This window comes from Mycobacterium sp. E342 (genome assembly GCF_001667665.1).
Classification (GTDB): domain Bacteria; phylum Actinomycetota; class Actinomycetes; order Mycobacteriales; family Mycobacteriaceae; genus Mycobacterium.
Window position 1 is genome coordinate 20,602 of the sequence record NZ_LZJM01000009.1, and the last position, 21,157, is coordinate 41,758.

A 21,157-nucleotide genomic window follows, 5' to 3' on the forward strand; every position below is an offset into this window, starting at 1 on the left:
GCGTCAAGGGTTGGGCTGAGGGTGGCATACCCGCTACCGGCCGTCGCACGCCCGCTGATGGGTTGCCAGCAGAATGGCTTTATGACGCTGAACCTGGGCGAGTACTTCGATCGCATCGGCTATGGCGGCGTCGCGGCGCCCACGCTCGAGGTCCTGCAGGCTTTGGTCGGCGCGCACACCAAAGCGATTCCCTTCGAGAATCTCGATCCGGTGCTGGGGGTTCCGGTCGACGACCTGAGCCCGGGCGCGCTGGCCGGCAAGCTGGTTCAGCGGGGCCGCGGCGGCTATTGCTACGAGCAGAACGGCTTGATGGGCTACGTGCTGACCGAGCTCGGCTTCCGGGTGCGGCGCCTGGCCGGCCGGGTGGTCTGGATGCGGCCGCCCGACTCGCCGTCACCGCCGCAGACCCACACCGTGCTGGCGGTGACGTTCCCCGGCTCCCACGGTGCTTACCTCGTCGACGTGGGCTTCGGCGGGATGACACCACCTTCGCCGCTGCGCATCGAGACCGGCAGCGTGCAGCGGACGACGCACGAGCCCTACCGGCTGGAGGATCGCGGCGACGGCCTGGTCTTGCAGGCCCAGGTCCGCGGGGAGTGGCAGCCGCTGTACGAGTTCAGCACCCGGACGGCGCCCGACATCGACCTGCAAGTGGGCAGCTGGTTCGTCTCGACGCACCCCTCCTCGCACTTCGTGACCGGACTGACGGCCGCGCGCGTCACCGACGACGCGCGACTGAACCTGGCCGGCCGGAACCTGGCCATCCACCGCGCCGACGGCACCGAGAAGATCCGCCTCGACGACGCGGCGGCGGTGGTCGATACCCTCAGGGACCGGTTCGGCATCAATGTGTCCGACGCCGCCGGCCGCGGTGCGCTCGAGGCATGCCTGGACAAGCTCCTGGACGCTTAGAGCCAGGCGCCGATTCGCCGCAGCGCCTCTTCGATGTCGCCCGTCGGACCGGCGAACGAGAACCGGACGAAGGAATTGCCGTGCGTGATATCGAAATCGATGCCCGGTGCGATCGCAACGCCGGTGTCCTTCAACAGTTTCGAGCAGAACGCCATCGAGTCGTCGGTGTGGTCGGACACGTCGGCGTAGACGTAGAACGCGCCGTCGGTGGGGGCCAGCCGGTCGATGCCGATGCGGCGCAGCCCGTCCAGTAACAGCGCGCGGTTGGTCGCGTAGTGGTGCAGGTTGCCGTCGGCCTCGGCGGTCGCCTCCGGGGTGAAGGCCGCCACCCCGGCGATCTGCGACAGCACCGGCGGGCAGATGGTGAAGTTGCCGGTCAGGCGGTCCACCGCGCGCAGTAGCGGCGGCGGCACCAGCATCCAGCCCAGCCGCCAGCCCGTCATCGCGTAATACTTCGAAAAGCTGTTGACCACCACGGCGTCCCGCGACGTCTGCCAGGCGCAGCTGGTCGGCGGCGCGCCCTCGTAGACCAGACCGTGGTAGACCTCGTCGCTGATCAGCCGCACCCCGGACGTCTCGCACCACGACGCGATGGCGGCCAGTTCGGACGGCGCGATGACCGTTCCGGTGGGGTTGGCGGGGCTGGCGACGATCACGCCCTGCACGGGCGGGTCGACTTCGGCGAGCATCGCCACGGTGGGCTGGAAGCGAGTCCGGGGTCCGCACGGGATCTCGACCACCTCACATCCCAACGCGGACAGGATGTTTCGATAGCACGGGTAGCCGGGGCTGGCCAGCGCGACCCGGTCGCCCGCGTCGAAGCAGGCCAGAAAGGCGAGCAGGAATCCGCCGGAGGAACCCGTGGTGACCACCACGTCGTCGGGCTCGACGACCAGCCCGTGCTGGCGTTGGTAATCCGCCGCTATCGCCGCGCGCAGCTCGGGGATGCCGAGTGTCACGGAGTAGCCCAGCTCGTTGAGGTGCAGGGCGGAGGCCGCGGCCGCGCGCACCGGCTCCGGCGCTCCCACACTGGGCTGGCCGGCGGACAGGTTCACCAGATCGCCGTGGCTGCGCTGGCGCTCGGCGGCCGCCAGCCACACGTCCATCACATAGAACGGCGGGATGGCGGCGCGCTGTGCGACGTGATCGTTCACGACGTTTCGAGCACCTCGGCTTCCAGTCGTGCGAGCACTTCCTGTGGGGTGTCGAGCAGGTGCGCGCCGCCGTGGGCGCGTTTGAAGTACAGCTGCATGTCGTGCTCCCAGGTGATCGCGATCCCGCCGTGCAGTTGGATGCCTTCGGCGGCCGTCGTGCACAGCGCCTCGGTCGCGGCCAGGCGCGCGGTGGCCGCGTTGGTCGGCGTCGGGTCGTTGCACGCGTCGGCAACGACGGCCTTCGCCGCGGCGATCGTGACGTAAAGATCGGCCATCCGGTGCTTGAGCGCCTGAAAGCTGCCGATCGGACGCCCGAATTGCACCCGGTTCTTGGCGTATTCGACGGTGAGTTCGAGGCAGCGTTCGGCCGCACCGATCTGCTCGGCGGCCAGCAGGATGGCCGCGGTGTCGGCGATGCCGGGGTCGGCGCCGATCGCCTCGGCCTGCTCCGGCCGCATCCGCGCGAGCCGCCGCGTCGGGTCCATCGTGGCGGCGGGCTCCGCGCTGAATCGTGTCCACCTGCTCAACCGGCCGTCGTCGGCGGCGACCACGACGTCGGCGATGTCGCCGTTGACCACGTAGTCGGCGTCGAGCACCAGCGCCCCGATCGAGGTGCCCTCGGCGAGGCCGCCCAGCGTCTCGGCGTCGGGCTCGGGCGCGGCCAGCAGGGCCAGCTCGGCCAGCGTGGTGCCCAGCAGCGGGGAGGGCACCAGTGCCCGGCCCAGCTCCTGCAAAACCGTTGCGGCGTCGGCCAGTTCGCCGCCCGCGCCGCCCAGCTCCTCGGGGATCACCAGCGCGGCGGCGCCGACCTGCTCGCACAGCAGCTGCCACAGCGACTCGTCGTAACCGCGCTCGGACTCCATCGCCGCACGGACCGCCGCCGGGTTGGCGTGCTTGGCCACCAGGGCCGCGACGGTCTCCCGCAGCATCTCCCGTTCTTCAGTCACGACAGGGCCTCCAGCACTCGTCGCCGATGCGCCTCCGGGGTACCCCAGGCCGAACGCAACGCCTGCACCCGCAGCAACCACAGGGACAGGTCATGTTCCTGGGTGAACCCGATCGCGCCGTGGGTCTGCAGCGCCGAGCGGGCCGCCAGCAGGCCCGCCTCGGACGCGGCGGCCTTGGCCGCGCTGACATCCCGGGCGCTCTGGTCCGGGTGGTCGGCCAGAGCCAGGGCCGCGCCGTACAGCAGCGGCCGGGCCAGCTCGATGGCGATGTGCACATCGGCGAGCTTGTGCTTGATCGCCTGATAGGAGCCGATCACCCGGCCGAACTGCGCCCGCTGCTTGGCGTAGTCGACGGTGTCGCGCAGCAGCGCCTCGGACGCGCCGATCAGCTGCGCGGCGGTGGCCAGGGCCCCGAACTCGCAGGCGCGCCGAACATCCGCCTGCCAACTCGGCCCGGTCGCGGTCACGTCGTAGAGCGGCCGGCTGGGGTCGACGGACTCGCGCCGGTCACCGGGGTCGGCCTCGCTTACGCCGTCCTCGGTGGCCAACAGCACCAGCCCGGCCGTATCGGCGTCCACGGCGCGCGGCGCGTGGGGCGGCAACGCGACGGTGGCGATCAGCTCGCCCGACGCCAGCGCGGCACAGCGCTCGGCCTGATCGTCGGAGCCGAGCAGAACCGGTGCCACGGCGATGGATTCGGCCACCGGCCCGGGCACGCACCAGCGTCCGAGGCGTTCGAGCGCCACCACCAGGTCGACCGGATGCGCCCCGATGCCGTCGAACTTCTCGGGGACCGCCAGCGCGGTGACGCCGAGGTCGGCCAGCTGGCCCCACACCTTGCGGCCGGGCGCGGTATCGCCAGCCGACCACGCGCGGATCGCGCCGGGCAGGTCGGCCGCGCCCAGGGCTGCGTCGATGCTCGCCGCGAAATCGCGCTGCTGTTCGTCCAGTTGGAATTGCACGGTCACTTCTTCTCTCGGGGCAGGCCCAACAGCCGTTCGGAGATGATGTTGCGCTGGATCTCGTTGGTGCCGGCATAGATCGGGCCGCCCAGCGCGAAAAGCAGCCCGTCGGTCCACTGGCCGGCCAGCTCGCCGTCGGCGCCCAGGATGTCCAGCGCGGTCTGATGTATCGCCACGTCGAGGTCCGACCAGAACACCTTGGTCACCGACGATTCGGCGCCGAGTTCACCGCCGGCCGCCAGCCTGGTCACGGTCTCGAATGTCTGCAGGCGGTAGGCCTGGGCCTTGATCCACGCGTCGGCCACCCGGTCGGCGAACGCCGCGGGGGAGCCGCGGTCCTTCCACAGTTGCACCAATCGTTCGGCGGCCGCGAGGAAGCGGGCCGGGCTGCGCAGCGACATGCCGCGCTCGTTGCTCGACGTGCTCATGGCCGCCCGCCAGCCCTCGTTCGGCGTGCCGATCACGTCGTGGTCGGGGACGAAGACGTCGTCGAGGAAGATCTCGCCGAAGCCGGTGTCGCCACCGAGCTGAACGATGGGTCGCACGGTGACGCCCTCGGCCTTCAAGTCGAACATGAAGTAGGTCAGGCCGTGGTGCCGCTGGGCGTCGGGGTCCGACCGGAACAATCCGAAACCCATTTCGGCGAACGGTGCGCGGGAGCTCCAGATCTTCTGCCCGTTGAGCAGCCAGCCGCCGTCGGTCTTGGTCGCGGTCGACCGCAGCGAGGCCAGGTCGCTGCCGGATTCGGGCTCCGACCACGCTTGCGCCCAGATCTGTTCCCCGCTGGCCATTTTCGGCAAGATGCGGTCCAGCTGCTCTTCGGTGCCGTGCGCGAAGAGCGTCGGCGCGAGCATCGAGGTGCCGTTCGCGCTGGCCCGGCCAGGGGCGCCCGCGCGGAAGTATTCCTCCTCGAACACCACCCAGTGCAGCAGCGGCGCGTCACGGCCGCCGTACTTCTCGGGCCAAGTGATGACCGACAGCCCGGCGTCGAACAGCACTCTGTCCCAATGCCGGTGCTGGGCAAAGCCTTCGGCGTTGTCGTAGGACTCGGTCGGGATCGCCTCGGCGTTCGCCGACAAGAAGTCCCGCACCTCGGCCTGCAAAGCCAGGGTTTCTCCGTCCAGTTCCAGATCCACGTCAGGTCCACTCTCGCAGTTGTGGTTTGACCACCTTGCCGCCCGGATTGCGCGGCAACGCGTCGACGAACCGCACCGACCGCGGGGCCTTGAAGTTCGCCAGATGTTCACGGGTGTAAGCGATCACGGATCGTTCGTCGAGGTCGGCGCCGGGCCGGGCCACCACGAACGCCCGGCCGACCTCGCCGAGCCGCTCGTCGGGAACGCCGATCACCGCGGCGTCGGCCACCCCCTCCATCCGGGTCAACACCTGCTCGACCTCGGCGGGGTAGACGTTGAACCCGCCGCAGATGTACATGTCCTTGAGCCGGTCGGTGATGCGCAGGTTGCCGGCCGCGTCGACCGCGCCGATGTCCCCGGTGTGCAGCCAGCCGTCCGCGTCGATGGCCACCGCCGTCGCCTCCGGGTCGTCGAGGTAACCCAGCATCACGTTCGGCCCGCGCAGCAACACCTCGCCCGCCTCGCCGGGAGTGCTTGCGTCGATGCGCAATTCGAAATCGGCGAACGGTCGTCCGCAGGTGGTCGCGACGGTGACCGCGTCATCGTCGGCGCGGCACATGGTGCCCATGCCGTTCGCCTCGGTCAGCCCGTAGGCGGTCAGCACGATGTCGATGTCGAGTTCGGATTGCATGCGCTCGACCAACACCACCGGCACGGTGGCAGCCCCGGTCACCGCGAACCGCAGCGAGCTCAGGTCGTAGTCCTTGCGCTGCGGATGGTCCAGCAGCGTCTGATAGATGGTGGGCGGGCCGGGCAACACGGTGATGCGGTGCCGCTCGATCGCCTGCAGCGCGCGCAGCGGGTCGAAGGTCAGGTGCGGGATCAGCGTGGCGCCGGTCTGCAGGCAGGCCAGGATGCCGGCCTTGTAGCCGAAGTTGTGGAAGAACGGGTTGATGCATAGGTAGCGGTCGTCGCTGGTGATCTTGCCGTTGGCGGCCCACGACGCCGAGGCGGACAGCGACTGCCGGTGCGCGCAAAGGACGCCTTTGCTGCGGCCGGTGGTACCCGAGGTGAACAGGATGTCGCTGACGTCGTCGGGCGCGACGGCCGCCGCGCGGGCTTGGACCGCTTTCGTGTCGGAGCCGCGGGAGATGAAGTCGTCCCACGTCCCGTCGTCAGCCTCGATTGGGATTCGTACGACGTGCCGCAGCGCGGGCAGGGCTTTAGGGCCCAGGCGGTCCAGGTCGGCGATGCGATCGTGGCCGAGGAATCGCCCCATCCCGAACAGCACGGGCGCACCGGTGCGGGCGAGGATGTCGCCCGCCTCCTCGGCGGTATAGCGGGTGTTCAGGGGCACCATGGCCGCACCGGCGTGGTGGATCGCCAGGCAGGCCACCACCCAGTGCCAGGTGTTCGGCGACCAGATGGCCACGCGGTCCCCCGCTGCCACGCCGAGGTTGATCAGTGCGGCCGCCGCCCGGTGCACCTCGTCGCGCAGTGCGGACGCGGTGAACGACCGCTCGTCGGTGATCAACGCGTCGTGACCGGGGAGTTGCTGCGCCAAACGATCGAGCGCCGCCGGTACGGTGCGCGGATCGCTCCCCATTGAATGCTCCTCTAACAAAGCAAGTGCTTGGTAGGTTAGCCTACAGGGCATGCAGGACGTCGAGGAGTTCCGGGCGGAGGTCCGCCAGTGGCTCGCCGACAATCTGGTCGGCGAATTCGCAGCTCTCAAGGGTCTTGGCGGACCGGGGCGCGAGCACGAGGCGTTCGAAGAGCGCCGGGCGTGGAATCAGCATCTGGCCAAGGCCGGCCTGACCTGCCTGGGCTGGCCGGTGGAACACGGCGGCCGTGGGCTGTCCGCCGCGCACCGCGTCGCGTTCTACGAGGAGTACGCCCGCGCCGACGCCCCGGACAAGGTGAACCACTTCGGCGAGGAGCTGCTCGGGCCGACGCTGATCGCCTTCGGGACGCCCGAGCAGCAGCAGCGCTTCCTGCCGAAGATCCTCGACGTGACCGAGCTGTGGTGTCAGGGTTATTCCGAGCCCGGCGCCGGCAGCGACCTGGCCAACGTGTCCACCACCGCCGAACTCGACGGCGACCAGTGGGTGATCAACGGTCAGAAGGTCTGGACGTCGCTGGCGCACTGGGCGCAGTGGTGCTTCGTGGTCGCGCGGACCGAGAAGGGCTCCAAGCGGCACGCCGGACTGTCCTACCTGCTGGTGCCGCTGGACCAGCCCGGGGTTCAGGTCCGTCCGATCATCCAGCTGACCGGCGACTCGGAATTCAACGAGGTCTTCTTCGACGACGCCCGCACCGACGCCGGCCTGGTGGTCGGCCAGCCCGGCGACGGCTGGCGGGTCGCGATGGGCACGCTGACCTTCGAGCGCGGTGTCTCGACGCTCGGGCAGCAGATCCGCTACGCCCGTGAGCTTTCCAACCTGGCCGACGTCGCGCGGCGCAACGGCGCCGCCGACGACCCGTTCATCCGGGCGCGGCTGACGCGGGCGTGGACCGGGCTGCGGGCCATGCGTTCGTATGCGCTGGCCACGATGGACGTGGAGCAGCCCGGCCAGGACAACGTGTCGAAGTTGTTGTGGGCCAACTGGCATCGCGATCTGGGCGAGCTGGCGATGGACGTGATCGGCAAGCCGGGGCTGACCTTGTCGGACGGCGAATTCGACGAGTGGCAGCGGCTTTTCCTGTTCACCCGCGCCGACACCATCTACGGCGGCTCGAACGAGATCCAGCGCAACATCATCGCCGAGCGGGTGCTCGGCCTGCCCCGGGAGGTAAAGGGATGAGCCTGTCCGAAGCTCCGAAAGAGGTTGCCGGGCACGGGCTTCTGCAGGGCAAGGTGGTCGTCGTGACCGCGGCCGCCGGCACCGGGATCGGCTCGGCGACGGCGCGACGGGCCCTGGTCGAGGGCGCCGACGTCGTGGTGTCCGACCACCACGAACGACGGCTGGGGGAGACCGCCGCCGAACTGTCCGGGCTGGGACTGGGCCGGGTCGAGAGCGTGCTGTGCGATGTGACGTCCAGCGCGCAGGTGGACGCGCTGATCGCGTCGACCACCGCCCGGATGGGTCGGCTCGACGTGTTGGTCAACAACGCCGGTCTTGGCGGGCAGACGCCGGTGGTCGACATGACCGACGACGAGTGGGACCGCGTCCTGGACGTGACCCTGTCGTCGGTGTTCCGGGCCACCAGGGCGGCGTTGGCCTATTTCCGCGACGCCGACCATGGCGGCGTGATCGTCAACAACGCCAGCGTGCTGGGCTGGCGGGCGCAGCACTCGCAGTCGCACTATGCGGCCGCCAAAGCCGGGGTGATGGCGTTAACCCGTTGCAGCGCAATCGAAGCCGTCGAGTACGGGGTTCGGATCAACGCGGTGTCCCCGAGCATCGCCCGCCACAAGTTCCTGGACAAGACGACGTCGGCGGACCTGCTCGACCGGTTGTCGGCCGGTGAAGCGTTCGGGCGGGCCGCCGAGCCCTGGGAGGTGGCCGCCACCATCGCGTTCCTGGCCAGCGACTACTCCAGCTATCTGACCGGCGAGGTCATCTCGGTGTCCAGCCAGCATCCGTGAGCCGATAGCTGGCCAAGCAAGCGCTTGGTTGATATCCTGACCGGGTGGAACGAGTGCCCGGTCAGGCGAACAGCCGCCGCGACGAGTTGTTGGAACTCGCCGCGACCATGTTCGCCGAGCGCGGCCTGCGCGCAACGACCGTGCGCGACATCGCCGACAGCGCGGGCATCCTGTCCGGCAGCCTCTACCACCACTTCTCCTCCAAGGAGGAGATGGTCGACGAGTTGCTGCGTAGTTTCCTGGACTGGTTGTTCGCCCGCTATCGCGAAATCGTGGACAGCGAGGCCAACCCGCTGGAGCGGCTCAAGGGACTGTTCATGGCGTCGTTCGAGGCGATCGAGCACCGGCACGCGCAGGTGGTCATCTACCAGGACGAAGCCCAGCGGTTGTTGTCGCAGCCCCGGTTCTCCTACATCGAGGACATGAACCGCCAGCAACGCAAGATGTGGCTCGAGGTGATCAACCAGGGCATCGACGAGGGCTACTTCCAGCCCGACCTCAACGTCGACCTCGTCTACCGTTTCATTCGTGACACCACCTGGGTGTCGGTGCGCTGGTATCAGCCCGGCGGCCCCCTCACAGCCCAACAGGTGGGTCAGCAATACCTCGCCATCGTTCTCGGTGGGATTACCAAAGAAGGAGTTTGAAAATGGCTGAGGCGTACGTCATCGACGCTGTGCGTACCGCGGTTGGCAAGCGCAATGGATCGTTAGCCGGTGTACATCCCCTGGACCTCGGTGCCCTGGGTTGGCGCGGACTGCTCGACCGGGTTGACGTCGACCCCGCCGCCGTCGACGACGTGATCGCCGGCTGCGTCGACGCCATCGGCGCACAGGCGGGCAACATCGCGCGGCTGTCGTGGCTGGCCGCGGGTTACCCCGAAGAGGTCCCCGGCGTCACCGTGGACCGGCAGTGCGGTTCCAGCCAGCAGGCGATTTCCTTTGGCGCCCAGGCGATCATGTCCGGAACGGCCGACCTCATCGTGGCCGGTGGCGTGCAGAATATGAGCCAGATCCCGATCTCGTCGGCGATGACCGTGGGCGAGCAGTTCGGGTTCACCTCGCCGACCAACGAATCCAAGCAGTGGCTGCACCGGTACGGCGATCAGGAGATCTCCCAGTTCCGCGGCGCGGAGATGATCGCCGAGAAGTGGAACCTGTCCCGTGAAGAGATGGAGCAGTTTTCGCTGACCAGCCACGAGCGCGCGTTCGCCGCGATTCGCGCCGGTCACTTCGACAACGAAATCATCACCGTGGAAACGGAATCCGGGCCGTTCCGGGTCGACGAGGGGCCCCGCGAGTCGTCGCTGGAGAAGATGGCCGGCCTCAAGACACTCGTCGAAGGCGGTCGGCTGACGGCGGCGATGGCCAGCCAGATCTCCGACGGCGCCAGCGCGGTGTTGCTGGCTTCCGAGCAGGCCGTCAAGGACCACAACCTGACCCCGCGGGCGCGCATTCACCACATCAGCGCCCGCGCCGCCGACCCGGTGTTCATGTTGACCGGGCCGATCCCCGCCACCCGGCACGCCTTCGACAAGACGGGTCTGTCGATCGACGACATCGACACCGTCGAGATCAACGAGGCGTTCGCACCGGTGGTCATGGCGTGGCTCAAGGAGACCAAGGCCGATCCCGAGAAGGTCAACCCCAACGGAGGTGCGATCGCCCTCGGTCATCCGCTGGGCGCTACCGGCGCCAAGCTCTTCACCACGATGCTCAACGAACTCGAACGCATCGGCGGCCGCTACGGCTTGCAGACGATGTGCGAGGGTGGCGGCACCGCGAACGTCACCATCATCGAACGGCTGTAACCCCCTCCCTTCTTCCGCCGAGCGTGCAACCCATGACGCCCAAGCGGCGTGTCGCGTCACGAAATGCACGCTCGCGCAGGGGGATTACCGGGCGGCCAGCACCAGGCCGATCCCGCCGAGGGCCAACAGCCAGCTGGTGAAGCTGCCGACCAGAAAGTACTCGGTCACCTCGTCGATGCCGACCTGGCCGTCGCGGCCCTTCTGGGCAGTCAACTCCGGGAAGCGGATGATGCCCTTGGCGGCGACGACGGCGCTGGCCGCGGCCACCTGCCCGCCGACGCCCAGGCTCAGGATCAGCAGGCGTTCCAGCGGTCCCAGCAGCCGGCCGCCCTTGAGCCGGTCCGACGGTTGCGGCTCACCCGCCGGGCGCACCGCTCCGACCGAGCCGAGCACCAGGCGGACCAGCTGGTTCGCGGTCGCGAACTGCACCACCACCACGCCGACGGTCATGAGCAGCCGGTTGGGTGTGACATGGCCGAGTGGCAAGTGCACCCAGCCCGCCCACCGCGCGATCGCACCGTCGACCGCAGACGACCATCCGGACATCAACGTCAGCAGCGCCAGCGTCGCGGCGAACACCGCCAGCGGCGCGGCTTGGTGGCCGCCGCTGCGTTCACTGCGCGCGCACAGCCATGCCCATGCCATGACCGAGGCGGCCGCCAGGACGAGCAGCGGGATGTCACCGGCACGCCATAGGGCGCCCAGCGCCGAAACCGCCGCCACCACGACCGGTCCGACGACCAGCGGCACCCATACCGCACGGACCGCCCGGCGGCACAGGTCGGCGATGCCGAGCGCCGTAAGCCAGACGGCGATGGCGCTCACGGCAGGCTCCGAAGATATTGGCTGGCAACGACAATCAGATCCAAACCGTCGCGGCTCGCGCGCTGCGACACCGCCGACGGGCTGATGCCCTCGGCGTCGGCGAGCTCCTTCTTGGTCCGTCCGGTCATCAGCCCCCTCACGATCCGCAACGATCTCTCATCGAGCGATCCAAGCAGATGGTCCCGACAAATCAGCGCCGCGTTGACCGCCGCGACGTCGGTGCGTGTCTCGCCATCCGCCCGAAATGTCGTGCGCACCAGAGTGAAGCCGGGCTGCCGCTGGGCCGCCGCGGTCTGCTGGATCGCCTCCCGGGCGGTCCACCACCCGGGCCCGTCCTGGATTCCCGCGTCGGCATCGAGGACGGTCACCGCGCCCCATCCCAGCCCGAATCGGACGTCGATGTCGGGCGCGAGTAGCAGGCGCACGGTCAACGCCGCATCGATGGCACCGCCGAGAGTGGGGAAGCTCCCCTGAAACTCGTCCCCCACGGTGAACGACGGCGGGTCGATCGCGTCGGCCGCCACCCGGCCCAGCGCTGCGGCGACGCGTCGATGGAGGGCGGCGCGGTCGCGGGCGCGCCGCGATCCCACGACATCGCCGATCAGCGTCGCTCGAATTGAAGGCGCAGCCTTCATCCCGATCATATGAAGATTATAGCTTCATTCGTCCACTATTTAGTACAGAGCTTAATGCGGACGAGATCGAGACACTGTTCAGCTCGTCGGCTGGTCCTTGACCCTGACGTAAGCCTCTATGCCGACCCGTTCAAAGGTGCGTCGGCGGGAAGCCGACAGCAGAGGCAGGGCCTCGGCCGCGTCGATGATCTCGGGGTGCACTACCTCGTACTTCTCGCCGTGTGAGGAGATGGTCGCTCGCCCCGCGGCACGAATGTTCTGCAACCAGTCGACGTCGGTGCCGTAGGGCAGCGGTATGACGAAGCCGTCGTCGATCCGCTCGGCGACGACCGGTGTGGAGTACACCTTGCCCGACCGCCGTCCGGCGTGCTCGACCGCGGCCGCATACCAGTTCTTGCGGCCGGCCAGCCGCAGCATCAGCGGGTTGAGCAGGTATTTGTTGGAAGTGCGAATCGCGTTCAAAAACGGAGTGGGCCAGGTTGCCGGTTCCAGTGTGATCATTCGTCCAGGGTGACGCGGCGCACCGACCCGATGCCAGGGTCTTTGGTCGCCGGCTTATCGTTCTTCGACGAGCGCCGACGCCGCCTGTAGATGCCTGATCGCGTCCCGCACGATCGAGTCGATCAGTTCGGAGCACGACGGCAGGTCCTCGAGGATGCCTGCCACTTGGCCCGAGGCCAGCACGCCGGCCTCGGTATTGCCCTCGACCAGGCCGGCCTTGAGCAGCATCGGCGTGTTGGCCGCCATCACCACCTGTGACCAGGTCAGTTCCTTGCCATGGCGCATGGCCAGGCCATCGCGGATCATCGATCGCCACGTCATCTGCGACATGTGCTTGAACTTCGCCGCATTGCGGACGGCCGCGGTGAGGCCCCTTACCGGCGAACCGCTTTCCAGCCTCTCGACCAGTCCGGTGCGCAGGACGCGGTGCGGCATTCCGTCCACGCGGGTGGTGACCACCGTGCCGTCCAAGGCCGCATCCAGGTAGCGCCGCTTGACCGTGTCGGGCACCGTCGAATCGGAGGTCAGCAGGAAGCGGGTGCCCATTGCCACGCCGGCGGCGCCGTAGCTCAGCGCGGCCGCCAGCCCGCGCCCGTCGAAGAATCCCCCCGCCGCGATCACCGGGATTCCGCTGCCCTGCACGGCATCCAGCACCGACGGCAGCAACAGCGTGGTGGCGACTGGTCCGGTGTGGCCGCCCCCCTCGCCGCCCTGCACGATCATCGCGTCGGCACCCCAGGCCGCCACCTTCTTTGCGTGCTTGGCCGCACCGATCGATGGAATCACCACGGCACCGGCCTCTTTCAGCCGGGCGATGAGCTCCTGCTTGGGTGCCAGCGCGAACGACGCCACCTTGACGCCCTCGCGGATCATCAGGTCGACGCGGTCGCCGGCGTCGGCGGCGTCGGCGCGGATGTTCACGCCGAACGGCTTGTCGGTGGCGGCCTTGACCTTGCCGATCGCCGTCGCCAACTCGTCCAGCGTCATGGTGGCCGATGCCAGGATGCCCAGCCCGCCCGCGTTGGCCGTCGCGGACACCAGCCGGGCACCGGCCACCCAGCCCATCCCGGTTTGCACCACCGGGTGCTCGACGCCGACCAGTTCGGTCAGCGGCGTGCGTAACCTCATCAACGGATCTCCCTGTCGCGCAGGGATTTCGGATCGATCACCTCGCGGATCAGGCGGAGCTCTTCGTCCGTCGGCAGCCTGGTCTCGCCCGCCTCGTCCACGCCGTGCACCTCGAACGACGTGGCCTCACGAACGTCGTCGGGCGACACCCCCGGGTGCAGCGTCAGCGCCCGCATGGTGTGGTCCGGGCCGCCGAAGTCGAACACCCCGAGGTTGGACACCACCCGGTAGGTGTTGGCGAAGCGGAACGCCGGATTGTCCGGGTCCACCTTGTCCCAGCCGATGCCGCAGACCACGTCGACGGCCTCACAGAACACCCGCTTGGAGTGATTGCCCACCCAATAGCTGGTGGCGTGGTTGATCGCGTTCCCCGGCGCGCCCCGCAGGCCGAACATCTGCCGGGTCGGGTGTTGCAGTGGACCGAACGCGGAAATGTTCTGGTTGCCAAAGCGGTCAACCTGATTGGCGCCCATGACCACGTGCCGGCGACCCCAGGCCAGCGTTTCGAAGACCCGGCCGAACGGCATCCAGCCCTCGACGGGTCCGGTCTTGCCCAGGGCCGGGGTATCCGCGAGCAACTGCGCCTCGCCGTCGGTCAGCAGGATGTCCGGTGAAAAGGTCAACCGCGCCAGCCGGGCCCCGACGGACGCCATGTTGGTCATCGGGCTGACCATGATCTCGCCTGCTCCGGCGAACAAATCGGCGCAGGCCGCTGCGCAGACTTCGGCGCGGGTGCTGCTCACTTGGCGGCCTCCTCTGCGAATGCGCGAACCGCCGCCTGGTAGTCGTCCTCGCCACCGGACAGGTAGGTCTGGACGAACTTCTGCCAGCCCTCCTCGGTCGAGGCGGCTTCGGCGTAATGACGCTGGAATTTCTCATCGCGGCCGTAATCCGGTGCGGCGGTGGTGAAGTGGGCGCCGCCCGGCGCCTCCACCACGGAGTCGACCATCATCCGGTTCACCAGCAGGGCCTGCGGGGGAACGGCCTTGACCAGCTCCTCGGTGGAGACGACGCGCTCCACCGACAGGAAGCGCTTGTCGGCGGCCATCAGGAACAGGTCGTCGAAGTAGGGATCGATCCCGGTGTAGGCCGCGTTGCCCCGGCAGTCGCCGAGATTGAGGTGGACGAACGCCGCGTCCAGGCGCAGCGCCGGCATCGCGATCAGCGTCTCGTGGCCGCCCTCCGGCGCGGCGTACGGGCTGGTCACGGTCCGCAGCTCGCCCTCCCAGAAGTCGGGCACCGAGCTGCCCAGGCCGGCCCGGATCGGCAGGAACGGCAGGCGCTGCGCGGCCGCCTGCAGGCCGCACCGCAGCATGCCCTCGTCCATCTCCCGGGCCTCGATCGCGCCGCTGGTGCGGGCCTTGGCGAACCAGGGGTCGTAGAAGGGCGGGGAGTCGAGCGAGACGAAGCCGTAGTAGGCGCGCTTCACCTTGCCGGCCGAGCACAGCAGGCCCAAATCCGGGCCACCGTAGGTGACTATGGTCAGGTCTTTGATGTCGGTGCGCAGCATGGCCCGCACGAATGCCATCGGCTTGCGCCGCGAGCCCCAGCCGCCGATGCCGATCGTCATGCCGCTGCGCAGTTGGGCGACGGCCTCGTCCAACGTGGTTCTCTTGTCGGTCATTCTTTTTTGCCCTTCGCCGTACCGGCGAAGGCGTCGCGGTGCTCGTCGGCGACGCCGGCCAGGTTGAGCTCGAACGTAAAGCCTTGCTCCATGCGGTAACTCGAGTTGACCCGCTGCACGTCGATGAGGTTGAGCGCCTCTTTGGCCGCGCGGATGACGCGGGTGTCCTTGGCGGCGATGTCCCGGGCGACCCGCAACGCGGCCTCGTCCAGCTGGTCGCGCGGCACCACCTCGTGCACCGAACCGAAGTGGTGCAGGGTGGCGGCGTCGACGGTGGCGGCGGTGAAGAACAGCCGCCGCATCATGTGCTGGGGCACCAGCCGGGACAGGTGGGTGGCCGCGCCCAGGGCGCCGCGCTCCACCTCGGGCAGCCCGAAGGTGGCGTCCTCGGAGGCCACGATGACGTCGGAGTTGCCGACCAGGCCGATGCCGCCGCCGACGCAGAACCCGTTGACCGCGGCGACGACGGGCACCGCGCACTCATAGACCGCGCGGAAGGCGGCGAAACAGCCGCGGTTGGCGTCGATCAGCGCGGTGAATCCCTCGGTGCGCTGCATCTCCTTGATGTCGACCCCGGCGTTGAAGCCGCGGCCCTCGGCCCGCAGGATGACGACGTGGGTCTCGGGATCGTCGCCGGCGGCCGTGATGACGTCGGCCAGTTCGAACCAACCGCGCGACGGGATGGCGTTGACCGGGGGGAAGTCGACGGTGACCGCGACGATGCCCGGCTCGGTGGTTTTGGATGTGATGGGCAAGGTGCCACTTCCTTGTGGGGTAACTACCTAAGCAAGCACTTGCTTGGTACGCTAGCACAGTGACTCGCGCCGAAGTACCCGACGCCATCGACTTGGGGCTCGCCGGCCGGGTGGTCCTGGTCACCGGCGGGGTCCGCGGGGTGGGCGCCGGCATCAGCTCGGTCTTCGCCGGGCAGGGCGCGACCGTCGTCACCTGTGCGCGGCGGGCCGTCGAGGGATTGCCCTACGAGTTCCATTCCTGCGACGTCCGCGACGACGATGCCGTCAAGGCGCTGATCGACGCCGTCGTCGACAAGCACGGCCGGCTCGACGTGGTGGTCAACAACGCCGGCGGTTCGCCGTACGTGCTGACCGCGGAATCCAGCGCGAAGTTCAACCGCAAGATTATCGAGCTCAATCTGATTGGCGCGCTGTCGGTTTCGCAACACGCCAACGACAAGATGCAACAGCAGGACCGTGGCGGGTCGATCGTCAACATCTGCAGTCTCAGTGGCCGCCGGCCGTCGCCCGGCACCGGTGCGTACGGGGCGGCCAAGGCCGGCCTGGAGAGCCTGACCCAGACGCTGGCGGTGGAATGGGGGCCGAAGGTCCGGGTGAACGCCTGCGTGGTCGGCATGGTGGAGACCGAGCAGTCCGAACTGTTCTACGGTGACGCCGAGTCCATCGCCGCGATCTCGAAGAACGTGCCCCTGGGCCGGTTGGCCAAGCCCGACGATATCGGTTGGGCCGCGGCATTTTTGGCATCAGACGCCGCGTCCTACATCAGCGGTGCCTCGCTGGAGGTGCACGGCGGCGGCGAGCCGCCGCACTATCTGGCCACCACGAACGCCAGCGCGATCAAGTAGAGGAGACACGAACAATGGGAGTGGTTGACGGCCGCGTCGTCATCGTCACCGGAGCGGGCGGCGGTATCGGTCGTGCGCATGCGCTGGCCTTCGCGGCCGAGGGCGCGCGCGTGGTGGTCAACGACATCGGCGTGGGCCTCGACGGTTCACCGGCCGGCGGCGGCAGCGCCGCCCAGGGCGTGGTCGACGAAATCACCGCGGCCGGTGGCGAAGCCGTCGCCGACGGCTCCAACGTCGCCGACTGGAACCAGGCGGCCGGCCTGATCCGGACGGCCATCGACACCTTTGGCGGGCTCGACGTTCTGGTCAACAACGCGGGCATCGTGCGCGACCGGATGATGGCCAACACCAGCGAGGAGGAGTTCGACGCCGTCATCGCCGTGCATCTCAAGGGGCACTTCGCCACCATGCGGCACGCCGCGTCGTACTGGCGCGGGCTGTCCAAAGAGGGCAAGGCCGTCGACGCGCGGATCGTCAACACCAGTTCGGGCGCCGGCCTGCAGGGCAGCGTCGGACAGGGCAACTACAGCGCCGCCAAGGCGGGCATCGCCGCGATGACGCTGGTCGGTGCCGCCGAAATGGGTCGCTACGGCGTCACCGTCAACGCCATCGCGCCGTCCGCCCGCACCCGCATGACCGAGACAGTCTTCGCCGAGATGATGGCAACGCAGGACCAGGATTTCGATGCCATGGCGCCCGAGAACGTCTCGCCGCTGGTGGTGTGGCTGGGCAGCGCCGAATCCCGCGACGTCACGGGGAAGGTGTTCGAGGTCGAGGGCGGCAAGATCCGGGTCGCCGAGGGCTGGGCGCACGGGCCGCAGATCGACAAGGGCGCGAAGTGGGACCCGGCGGAATTGGGGCCCGTCGTCGCTGATCTGCTCGCCAAGGCGCGCCCGCCGGTCCCCGTGTACGGCGCCTGACCCCTTGCGCCGAACGTGCATTCAGCGCGGGATGTTGGTCGTTTTTTCGCGCTGAGTGCACGCTCGGCGCGGCGGCCGGGCCCGTCTAGCCCACGGGGTCGCAGATCACCACCGGGATCACCCGATCGGTCCAGGACCGGTAGTCGCCGAACGACGGGTACATGGCATCCAGCTTCGGCCAGTACTCCGCGCGTTCGGCCTCGGTGGCGTCGCGGGCCTGCAGTTGCAGCACCTCGTCCTTGATCTGCACGGAGACTTTGGGATTGGCCTTGAGATTGAGGTACCACAGCGGGTGCTTGTCGCTGCCGCCCTTCGATGCGACCAATACCACGCGGTCCCCTTCGCGCAGGTAGAGCAGCGGGCTCACCCGGGGTTCACCCGATTTGCGGCCCGTCGTGGTGAGCAGCGCGACCGGAGCGTTCTGGAAGGTGGCGCCGAATCTTCCGTTGCTGCGCTTGTAGATCCACGCGTTGCTCTTGGCCATCCACTTGATGATGAAACTGACCCAAGGCGCATTCAAAGAGCGTGGCTTCGGTTTGGGCATGAGAGTCCTCAGCGCTGAATAAACGGTTGGAAGCGAACCTTGATGTGGTGGATTTCGGCTTTCCCGCTTGGGCTTTCGGCGGGAATCACGAACATCTCGTCGACCCGCGCGGCCAGCCGCCGTCCGCCGAACGCCGCCTTGGTCAGCACGGTGTAGGCCGCGTGCACCGCGTCGCCCTCGATCCGGTAGTCGGGCGGCGTGGTGTCGGCGAGCAATCGGTACTGCGCCCCGCGATTGAGACTGCGGCGCAAGTGGTTTCCGGAGAACCCGTTCTTGAACCCCTGCTCGACGCGGGTGCACCGGGCGGCGAATGGAACGGAGTCACCGTCATGGCTGACGAGCGCGTCGATGTAGGACTGCGCCGCGGCGATGCGGCCCGCTTCGGAGACGATCAAGACGGGCTAGATGCGCTCGATGATGGTGCCGGTGGACAGGGCGCCGCCCGCGCACATGGTGATCAGCGCGGTGCTCTGGTCGGTGCGCTCCAGCTCGTGCAGCGCGGTGGTGATCAGCCGGCTGCCGGTGCTGCCCACCGGGTGGCCCAGCGCGATGGCGCCGCCGTTGACGTTCACCTTGTCCATGTCCGGATTGTGCACCCGGGCCCAGGACAGCACGACGGAGGCGAACGCCTCGTTGATTTCGGTGATGTCGATGTCACCCATCTTCATGCCGGCCTTCTCCAACACCTTGGCCGTCGACTGCACCGGGCCGTCCAGGTGGTAGTAGGGCTCGGCGCCGACCAGCGCCTGGCTGACGATGCGCGCCCGCGGACGCAGCCCGAGAGCCTTGGCCTTGTCCTCGTCCATCCACAGCACGGCCGCGGCCCCGTCGGAAATCTGCGAGGACGTTCCCGCGGTGTGAAAGCCACCGTCGATGACCGGCTTCAGCGCGGAAAGCCCGGACAGCGTGGTTTCGCGCAGGCCCTGGTCGCGGGAGATGGTCACCCGCTCCGAGGTCGGTTGCTTGTTCTCGTCCAGCGCCGGCGCCTCGATCGGGGAGATCTCGCGGTCGAAACGGCCTTCCTCCCACGCCAGCTTGGCCTTGGCCTGGGACTGGTACCCGAACTCGTCGAGGTCGTCGCGGGTGATGCCACGCCGCTTGGCGATCCGCTCGGCCGCGGTGAACTGGTCGGGCAGGTCGATGTCCCACGACGCGGGCCGCAGGATGCTGCGGTCGGGACCGGCGTTGGCGCCGAGGCCGACGCGGCTCATGGCCTCGATGCCGCACGCGATGCCGACGTCGATGGCACCCGCCGCGATCAGGCCGGCGATCAGGCCGTTGGCCTGCTGGCTGCTGCCGCACTGGCAGTCCACGGTCGTGGCGCCGACGTGCTCCGGCAGCCCGGCGACCAGCCAGCTGACCCTGGTGATGTTGTTGGACTGCTCGCCGAACTGCGTCACGCAGCCGCCGATCACCTGTTCGACATCGGCCGGATCGATGCCGGCCTTCTCCACCAGTGCCTTCTGCACCGCACCGAGGAGCTCGGTGGCGTGCAGTCCTGACAGCCAGCCGTTCCGCTTGCCGATCGGGCTGCGGGTGGCTTCGACGATTACCGGGTTACCCATTCCGTCAGGCTAGAACACGTTTCATTACTCTGACAAGCGAGGATGATGACCTGCCTTTTATCTGCCTAGGAGCCGTGTTTTACTGGCACTAGAACACGTTGCAATTGAGGAGCGCACACATCATGGCACCCCCCAACATTCCCGCCGATTTCGACTTCCTGGACCCCGACGTCAACCTCGCGGGGTTGCCCGTGGAGGAACTCGCCTTGCTCCGCAAGGCGGAGCCGATCCACTGGGTCGACATCCCCAACGGCGCGGGCGGGTTCGAGGACCACGGCTATTGGATCGTCACCAAGCACGCCGACGTCAAGGAGGTGTCGAAACGCAGCGACATCTTCTCCAGCTGGATGAACGGCGCCATCCCGACCTGGCCGCCGGAGATGAAGCGCGAGCAGGTCGAGCTGCAGCGCAGCGTCATGCTCAACATGGACGCGCCGCACCACACCCGGCTGCGCAAGATCATCTCCCGCGGATTCACGCCGCGGGCCATCGGGCGGCTGGAAGCCGAACTGGCCCAGCGCGCCCAGAACATCGCCAAGACCGCCGCGGCCGAGGGCAGCGGCGACTTCGTCGAGCAGGTCTCATGCGAGCTGCCGTTGCAGGCCATCGCCGGCCTGCTCGGCGTCCCGCAGGAGGACCGCGACAAGCTGTTCCGCTGGTCCAACGAGATGACCGGTGGCACCGACCCCGAGTACGCCCACGTCGATCCCGCCCAGTCGTCCATGGAGCTGATCACGTACGCGATGGCCATGGCCGAGGAGCGGGGCAAGAACCCCACCGACGACATCGTCACCACCCTCGTCCAGGCCGACATCGAGGGTGAAAAGCTCTCCGATGACGAGTTCGGTTTCTTCGTCGTCATGCTCGCCGTGGCGGGCAACGAGACCACGCGGAACTCGATCACCCACGGCATGATCGCCATGGCGAACAACCCCGATCAATGGGAGCTGTTCAAGAAGGAGCGCCCGTCGACCACCGCCGACGAGATCATCCGGTGGGCCACCCCGGTATCGGCCTTCCAGCGCACCGCCAGCGAGGACACCGAGCTGGCCGGCGTGCAGATCAAGAAGGGTCAGCGGGTGGTGATGTCCTACCGGTCGGCCAACTTCGACGAAGAGGTCTTCGAGGACCCGCACACCTTCAACATCCTGCGCGACCCGAATCCCCACGTCGGTTTCGGCGGTACGGGCGCGCACTACTGCATCGGCGCGAACCTGGCCCGCATGACCATCAACCTGATCTTCAACGCGGTCGCCGACCACATGCCGGACCTCAAGCCGATCGGCGAGCCCGAGCGGCTGCGGTCGGGCTGGCTCAACGGCATCAAGCACTGGCAGGTCGACTACGCCGGAACCGCGCGGTGAC

23 protein-coding genes are annotated in these 21,157 nt (G+C 68.4%); 8 read left to right on the forward strand and 15 right to left on the reverse strand.

Annotation, left to right across the window (positions count from 1 at the left end; genetic code table 11):
• The first annotated feature begins 81 nt into the window (after positions 1 to 81).
• Positions 82 to 912, forward strand: a complete 831-nt coding sequence (locus tag A5692_RS00475; protein ID WP_068051014.1) for an arylamine N-acetyltransferase — start codon at positions 82 to 84, stop codon at positions 910 to 912.
• Here the strand turns inward: A5692_RS00475 and A5692_RS00480 are convergent.
• The 5 genes from A5692_RS00480 to fadD3 are packed head-to-tail and all read right to left on the reverse strand — an operon-like array spanning position 909 to position 6,657.
• Positions 909 to 2,066 carry a pyridoxal phosphate-dependent aminotransferase gene (locus tag A5692_RS00480; protein ID WP_068051016.1) on the reverse strand — a complete coding sequence of 386 codons (1,158 nt, stop codon included), beginning with the start codon at positions 2,064 to 2,066 and terminating at the stop codon, positions 909 to 911. The two genes, A5692_RS00475 and A5692_RS00480, sit on opposite strands and share 4 nt — an antisense overlap.
• The gene (locus A5692_RS00485; RefSeq protein WP_068051019.1) at positions 2,063 to 3,013 is read right to left on the reverse strand and encodes an acyl-CoA dehydrogenase family protein; all 951 of its coding nucleotides are present in this window, start codon (positions 3,011 to 3,013) and stop codon (positions 2,063 to 2,065) included. Before A5692_RS00485 ends, A5692_RS00480 begins: the two co-directional genes overlap by 4 nt.
• The gene (locus A5692_RS00490) at positions 3,010 to 3,981 is read right to left on the reverse strand and encodes an acyl-CoA dehydrogenase family protein (protein ID WP_197514299.1); all 972 of its coding nucleotides are present in this window, start codon (positions 3,979 to 3,981) and stop codon (positions 3,010 to 3,012) included. The genes A5692_RS00485 and A5692_RS00490 overlap by 4 nt, the downstream gene beginning before the upstream one ends.
• Positions 3,978 to 5,111: an acyl-CoA dehydrogenase family protein gene (locus A5692_RS00495; RefSeq protein ID WP_068051021.1), complete on the reverse strand. Its 1,134-nt coding sequence runs from the start codon at positions 5,109 to 5,111 to the stop codon at positions 3,978 to 3,980. The genes A5692_RS00490 and A5692_RS00495 overlap by 4 nt, the downstream gene beginning before the upstream one ends.
• Before the next feature lies 1 nt (position 5,112).
• On the reverse strand, positions 5,113 to 6,657 hold the full coding sequence (fadD3, locus tag A5692_RS00500) for a 3-((3aS,4S,7aS)-7a-methyl-1,5-dioxo-octahydro-1H-inden-4-yl)propanoate--CoA ligase FadD3 (protein WP_068051024.1): 1,545 nt from the start codon (positions 6,655 to 6,657) through the stop codon (positions 5,113 to 5,115).
• Between the two features lie 49 nt (positions 6,658 to 6,706).
• On the opposite strand from fadD3, the gene ipdE1 reads away from it, so the two are divergent.
• From ipdE1 to fadA6, 4 genes are read left to right on the forward strand one after another with little or no spacing between them, the layout of a single operon-like run.
• Positions 6,707 to 7,855 carry an acyl-CoA dehydrogenase IpdE1 gene (ipdE1, locus tag A5692_RS00505; RefSeq protein WP_068051026.1) on the forward strand — a complete coding sequence of 383 codons (1,149 nt, stop codon included), beginning with the start codon at positions 6,707 to 6,709 and terminating at the stop codon, positions 7,853 to 7,855.
• Positions 7,852 to 8,640 (forward strand): (5R,7aS)-5-hydroxy-7a-methyl-1-oxo-2,3,5,6,7,7a-hexahydro-1H-indene-carboxyl-CoA reductase, encoded by a 789-nt coding sequence (gene ipdF / locus A5692_RS00510; RefSeq protein WP_068051028.1) that lies wholly within the window; start codon positions 7,852 to 7,854, stop codon positions 8,638 to 8,640. Before ipdE1 ends, ipdF begins: the two co-directional genes overlap by 4 nt.
• A gap of 44 nt (positions 8,641 to 8,684) precedes the next feature.
• Positions 8,685 to 9,287, forward strand: a complete 603-nt coding sequence (gene kstR2, locus A5692_RS00515; protein WP_156764394.1) for a TetR family transcriptional regulator KstR2 — start codon at positions 8,685 to 8,687, stop codon at positions 9,285 to 9,287.
• 2 nt (positions 9,288 to 9,289) lie between these two features.
• Positions 9,290 to 10,450 (forward strand): steroid 3-ketoacyl-CoA thiolase FadA6, encoded by a 1,161-nt coding sequence (gene fadA6 / locus A5692_RS00520; RefSeq protein ID WP_068051031.1) that lies wholly within the window; start codon positions 9,290 to 9,292, stop codon positions 10,448 to 10,450.
• Positions 10,451 to 10,534: 84 nt separating this feature from the next.
• Here the strand turns inward: fadA6 and A5692_RS00525 are convergent, their stop codons facing one another.
• The 7 genes from A5692_RS00525 to echA20 form a co-directional block, all read right to left on the reverse strand.
• Positions 10,535 to 11,275: a hypothetical protein gene (locus tag A5692_RS00525; protein WP_068051033.1), complete on the reverse strand. Its 741-nt coding sequence runs from the start codon at positions 11,273 to 11,275 to the stop codon at positions 10,535 to 10,537.
• The gene (locus A5692_RS00530; protein ID WP_082962297.1) at positions 11,272 to 11,919 is read right to left on the reverse strand and encodes a SatD family protein; all 648 of its coding nucleotides are present in this window, start codon (positions 11,917 to 11,919) and stop codon (positions 11,272 to 11,274) included. Before A5692_RS00530 ends, A5692_RS00525 begins: the two co-directional genes overlap by 4 nt.
• Before the next feature lie 69 nt (positions 11,920 to 11,988).
• The gene (locus A5692_RS00535; RefSeq protein WP_068051035.1) at positions 11,989 to 12,411 is read right to left on the reverse strand and encodes a nitroreductase family deazaflavin-dependent oxidoreductase; all 423 of its coding nucleotides are present in this window, start codon (positions 12,409 to 12,411) and stop codon (positions 11,989 to 11,991) included.
• A gap of 54 nt (positions 12,412 to 12,465) precedes the next feature.
• Positions 12,466 to 13,539: a (3aS,4S,5R,7aS)-5-hydroxy-7a-methyl-1-oxo-octahydro-1H-indene-4-carboxyl-CoA dehydrogenase gene (gene ipdC / locus A5692_RS00540; RefSeq protein WP_068051037.1), complete on the reverse strand. Its 1,074-nt coding sequence runs from the start codon at positions 13,537 to 13,539 to the stop codon at positions 12,466 to 12,468.
• Entirely contained in the window at positions 13,539 to 14,282 is a 744-nt protein-coding gene (ipdB, locus tag A5692_RS00545; RefSeq protein ID WP_068051039.1) for a cholesterol ring-cleaving hydrolase subunit IpdB, read from the reverse strand. Before ipdB ends, ipdC begins: the two co-directional genes overlap by 1 nt.
• Positions 14,279 to 15,163, reverse strand: a complete 885-nt coding sequence (ipdA, locus tag A5692_RS00550; RefSeq protein ID WP_068051041.1) for a cholesterol ring-cleaving hydrolase subunit IpdA — start codon at positions 15,161 to 15,163, stop codon at positions 14,279 to 14,281. Before ipdA ends, ipdB begins: the two co-directional genes overlap by 4 nt.
• A complete protein-coding gene (gene echA20, locus A5692_RS00555; RefSeq protein ID WP_068051043.1) occupies positions 15,160 to 15,918 on the reverse strand; it encodes a (7aS)-7a-methyl-1,5-dioxo-2,3,5,6,7,7a-hexahydro-1H-indene-carboxyl-CoA hydrolase in 759 nt (252 codons plus the stop codon). The genes ipdA and echA20 overlap by 4 nt, the downstream gene beginning before the upstream one ends.
• A 59-nt stretch (positions 15,919 to 15,977) precedes the next feature.
• On the opposite strand from echA20, the gene A5692_RS00560 reads away from it, so the two are divergent.
• Together A5692_RS00560 and A5692_RS00565 are read left to right on the forward strand one after the other, a co-directional pair.
• Positions 15,978 to 16,763, forward strand: a complete 786-nt coding sequence (locus A5692_RS00560; RefSeq protein WP_197514300.1) for an SDR family oxidoreductase — start codon at positions 15,978 to 15,980, stop codon at positions 16,761 to 16,763.
• Positions 16,764 to 16,777: 14 nt separating this feature from the next.
• A complete protein-coding gene (locus tag A5692_RS00565) occupies positions 16,778 to 17,683 on the forward strand; it encodes an SDR family oxidoreductase (RefSeq protein WP_068051045.1) in 906 nt (301 codons plus the stop codon).
• Between the two features lie 85 nt (positions 17,684 to 17,768).
• On the opposite strand, the gene A5692_RS00570 is transcribed toward A5692_RS00565, so the two are convergent.
• From A5692_RS00570 to A5692_RS00580, 3 genes are read right to left on the reverse strand one after another with little or no spacing between them, the layout of a single operon-like run.
• The gene (locus A5692_RS00570; protein ID WP_068051047.1) at positions 17,769 to 18,227 is read right to left on the reverse strand and encodes a nitroreductase family deazaflavin-dependent oxidoreductase; all 459 of its coding nucleotides are present in this window, start codon (positions 18,225 to 18,227) and stop codon (positions 17,769 to 17,771) included.
• Positions 18,228 to 18,235: 8 nt separating this feature from the next.
• The gene (locus tag A5692_RS00575; RefSeq protein WP_068051048.1) at positions 18,236 to 18,622 is read right to left on the reverse strand and encodes a hypothetical protein; all 387 of its coding nucleotides are present in this window, start codon (positions 18,620 to 18,622) and stop codon (positions 18,236 to 18,238) included.
• Positions 18,623 to 18,628: 6 nt separating this feature from the next.
• On the reverse strand, positions 18,629 to 19,792 hold the full coding sequence (locus A5692_RS00580; RefSeq protein ID WP_068051049.1) for a steroid 3-ketoacyl-CoA thiolase: 1,164 nt from the start codon (positions 19,790 to 19,792) through the stop codon (positions 18,629 to 18,631).
• 122 nt (positions 19,793 to 19,914) lie between these two features.
• On the opposite strand from A5692_RS00580, the gene A5692_RS00585 reads away from it, so the two are divergent.
• Positions 19,915 to 21,156, forward strand: coding sequence for a cytochrome P450 (locus tag A5692_RS00585; RefSeq protein WP_068051050.1), 1,242 nt, complete (start codon positions 19,915 to 19,917; stop codon positions 21,154 to 21,156).
• Position 21,157 lies beyond the last annotated feature (1 nt).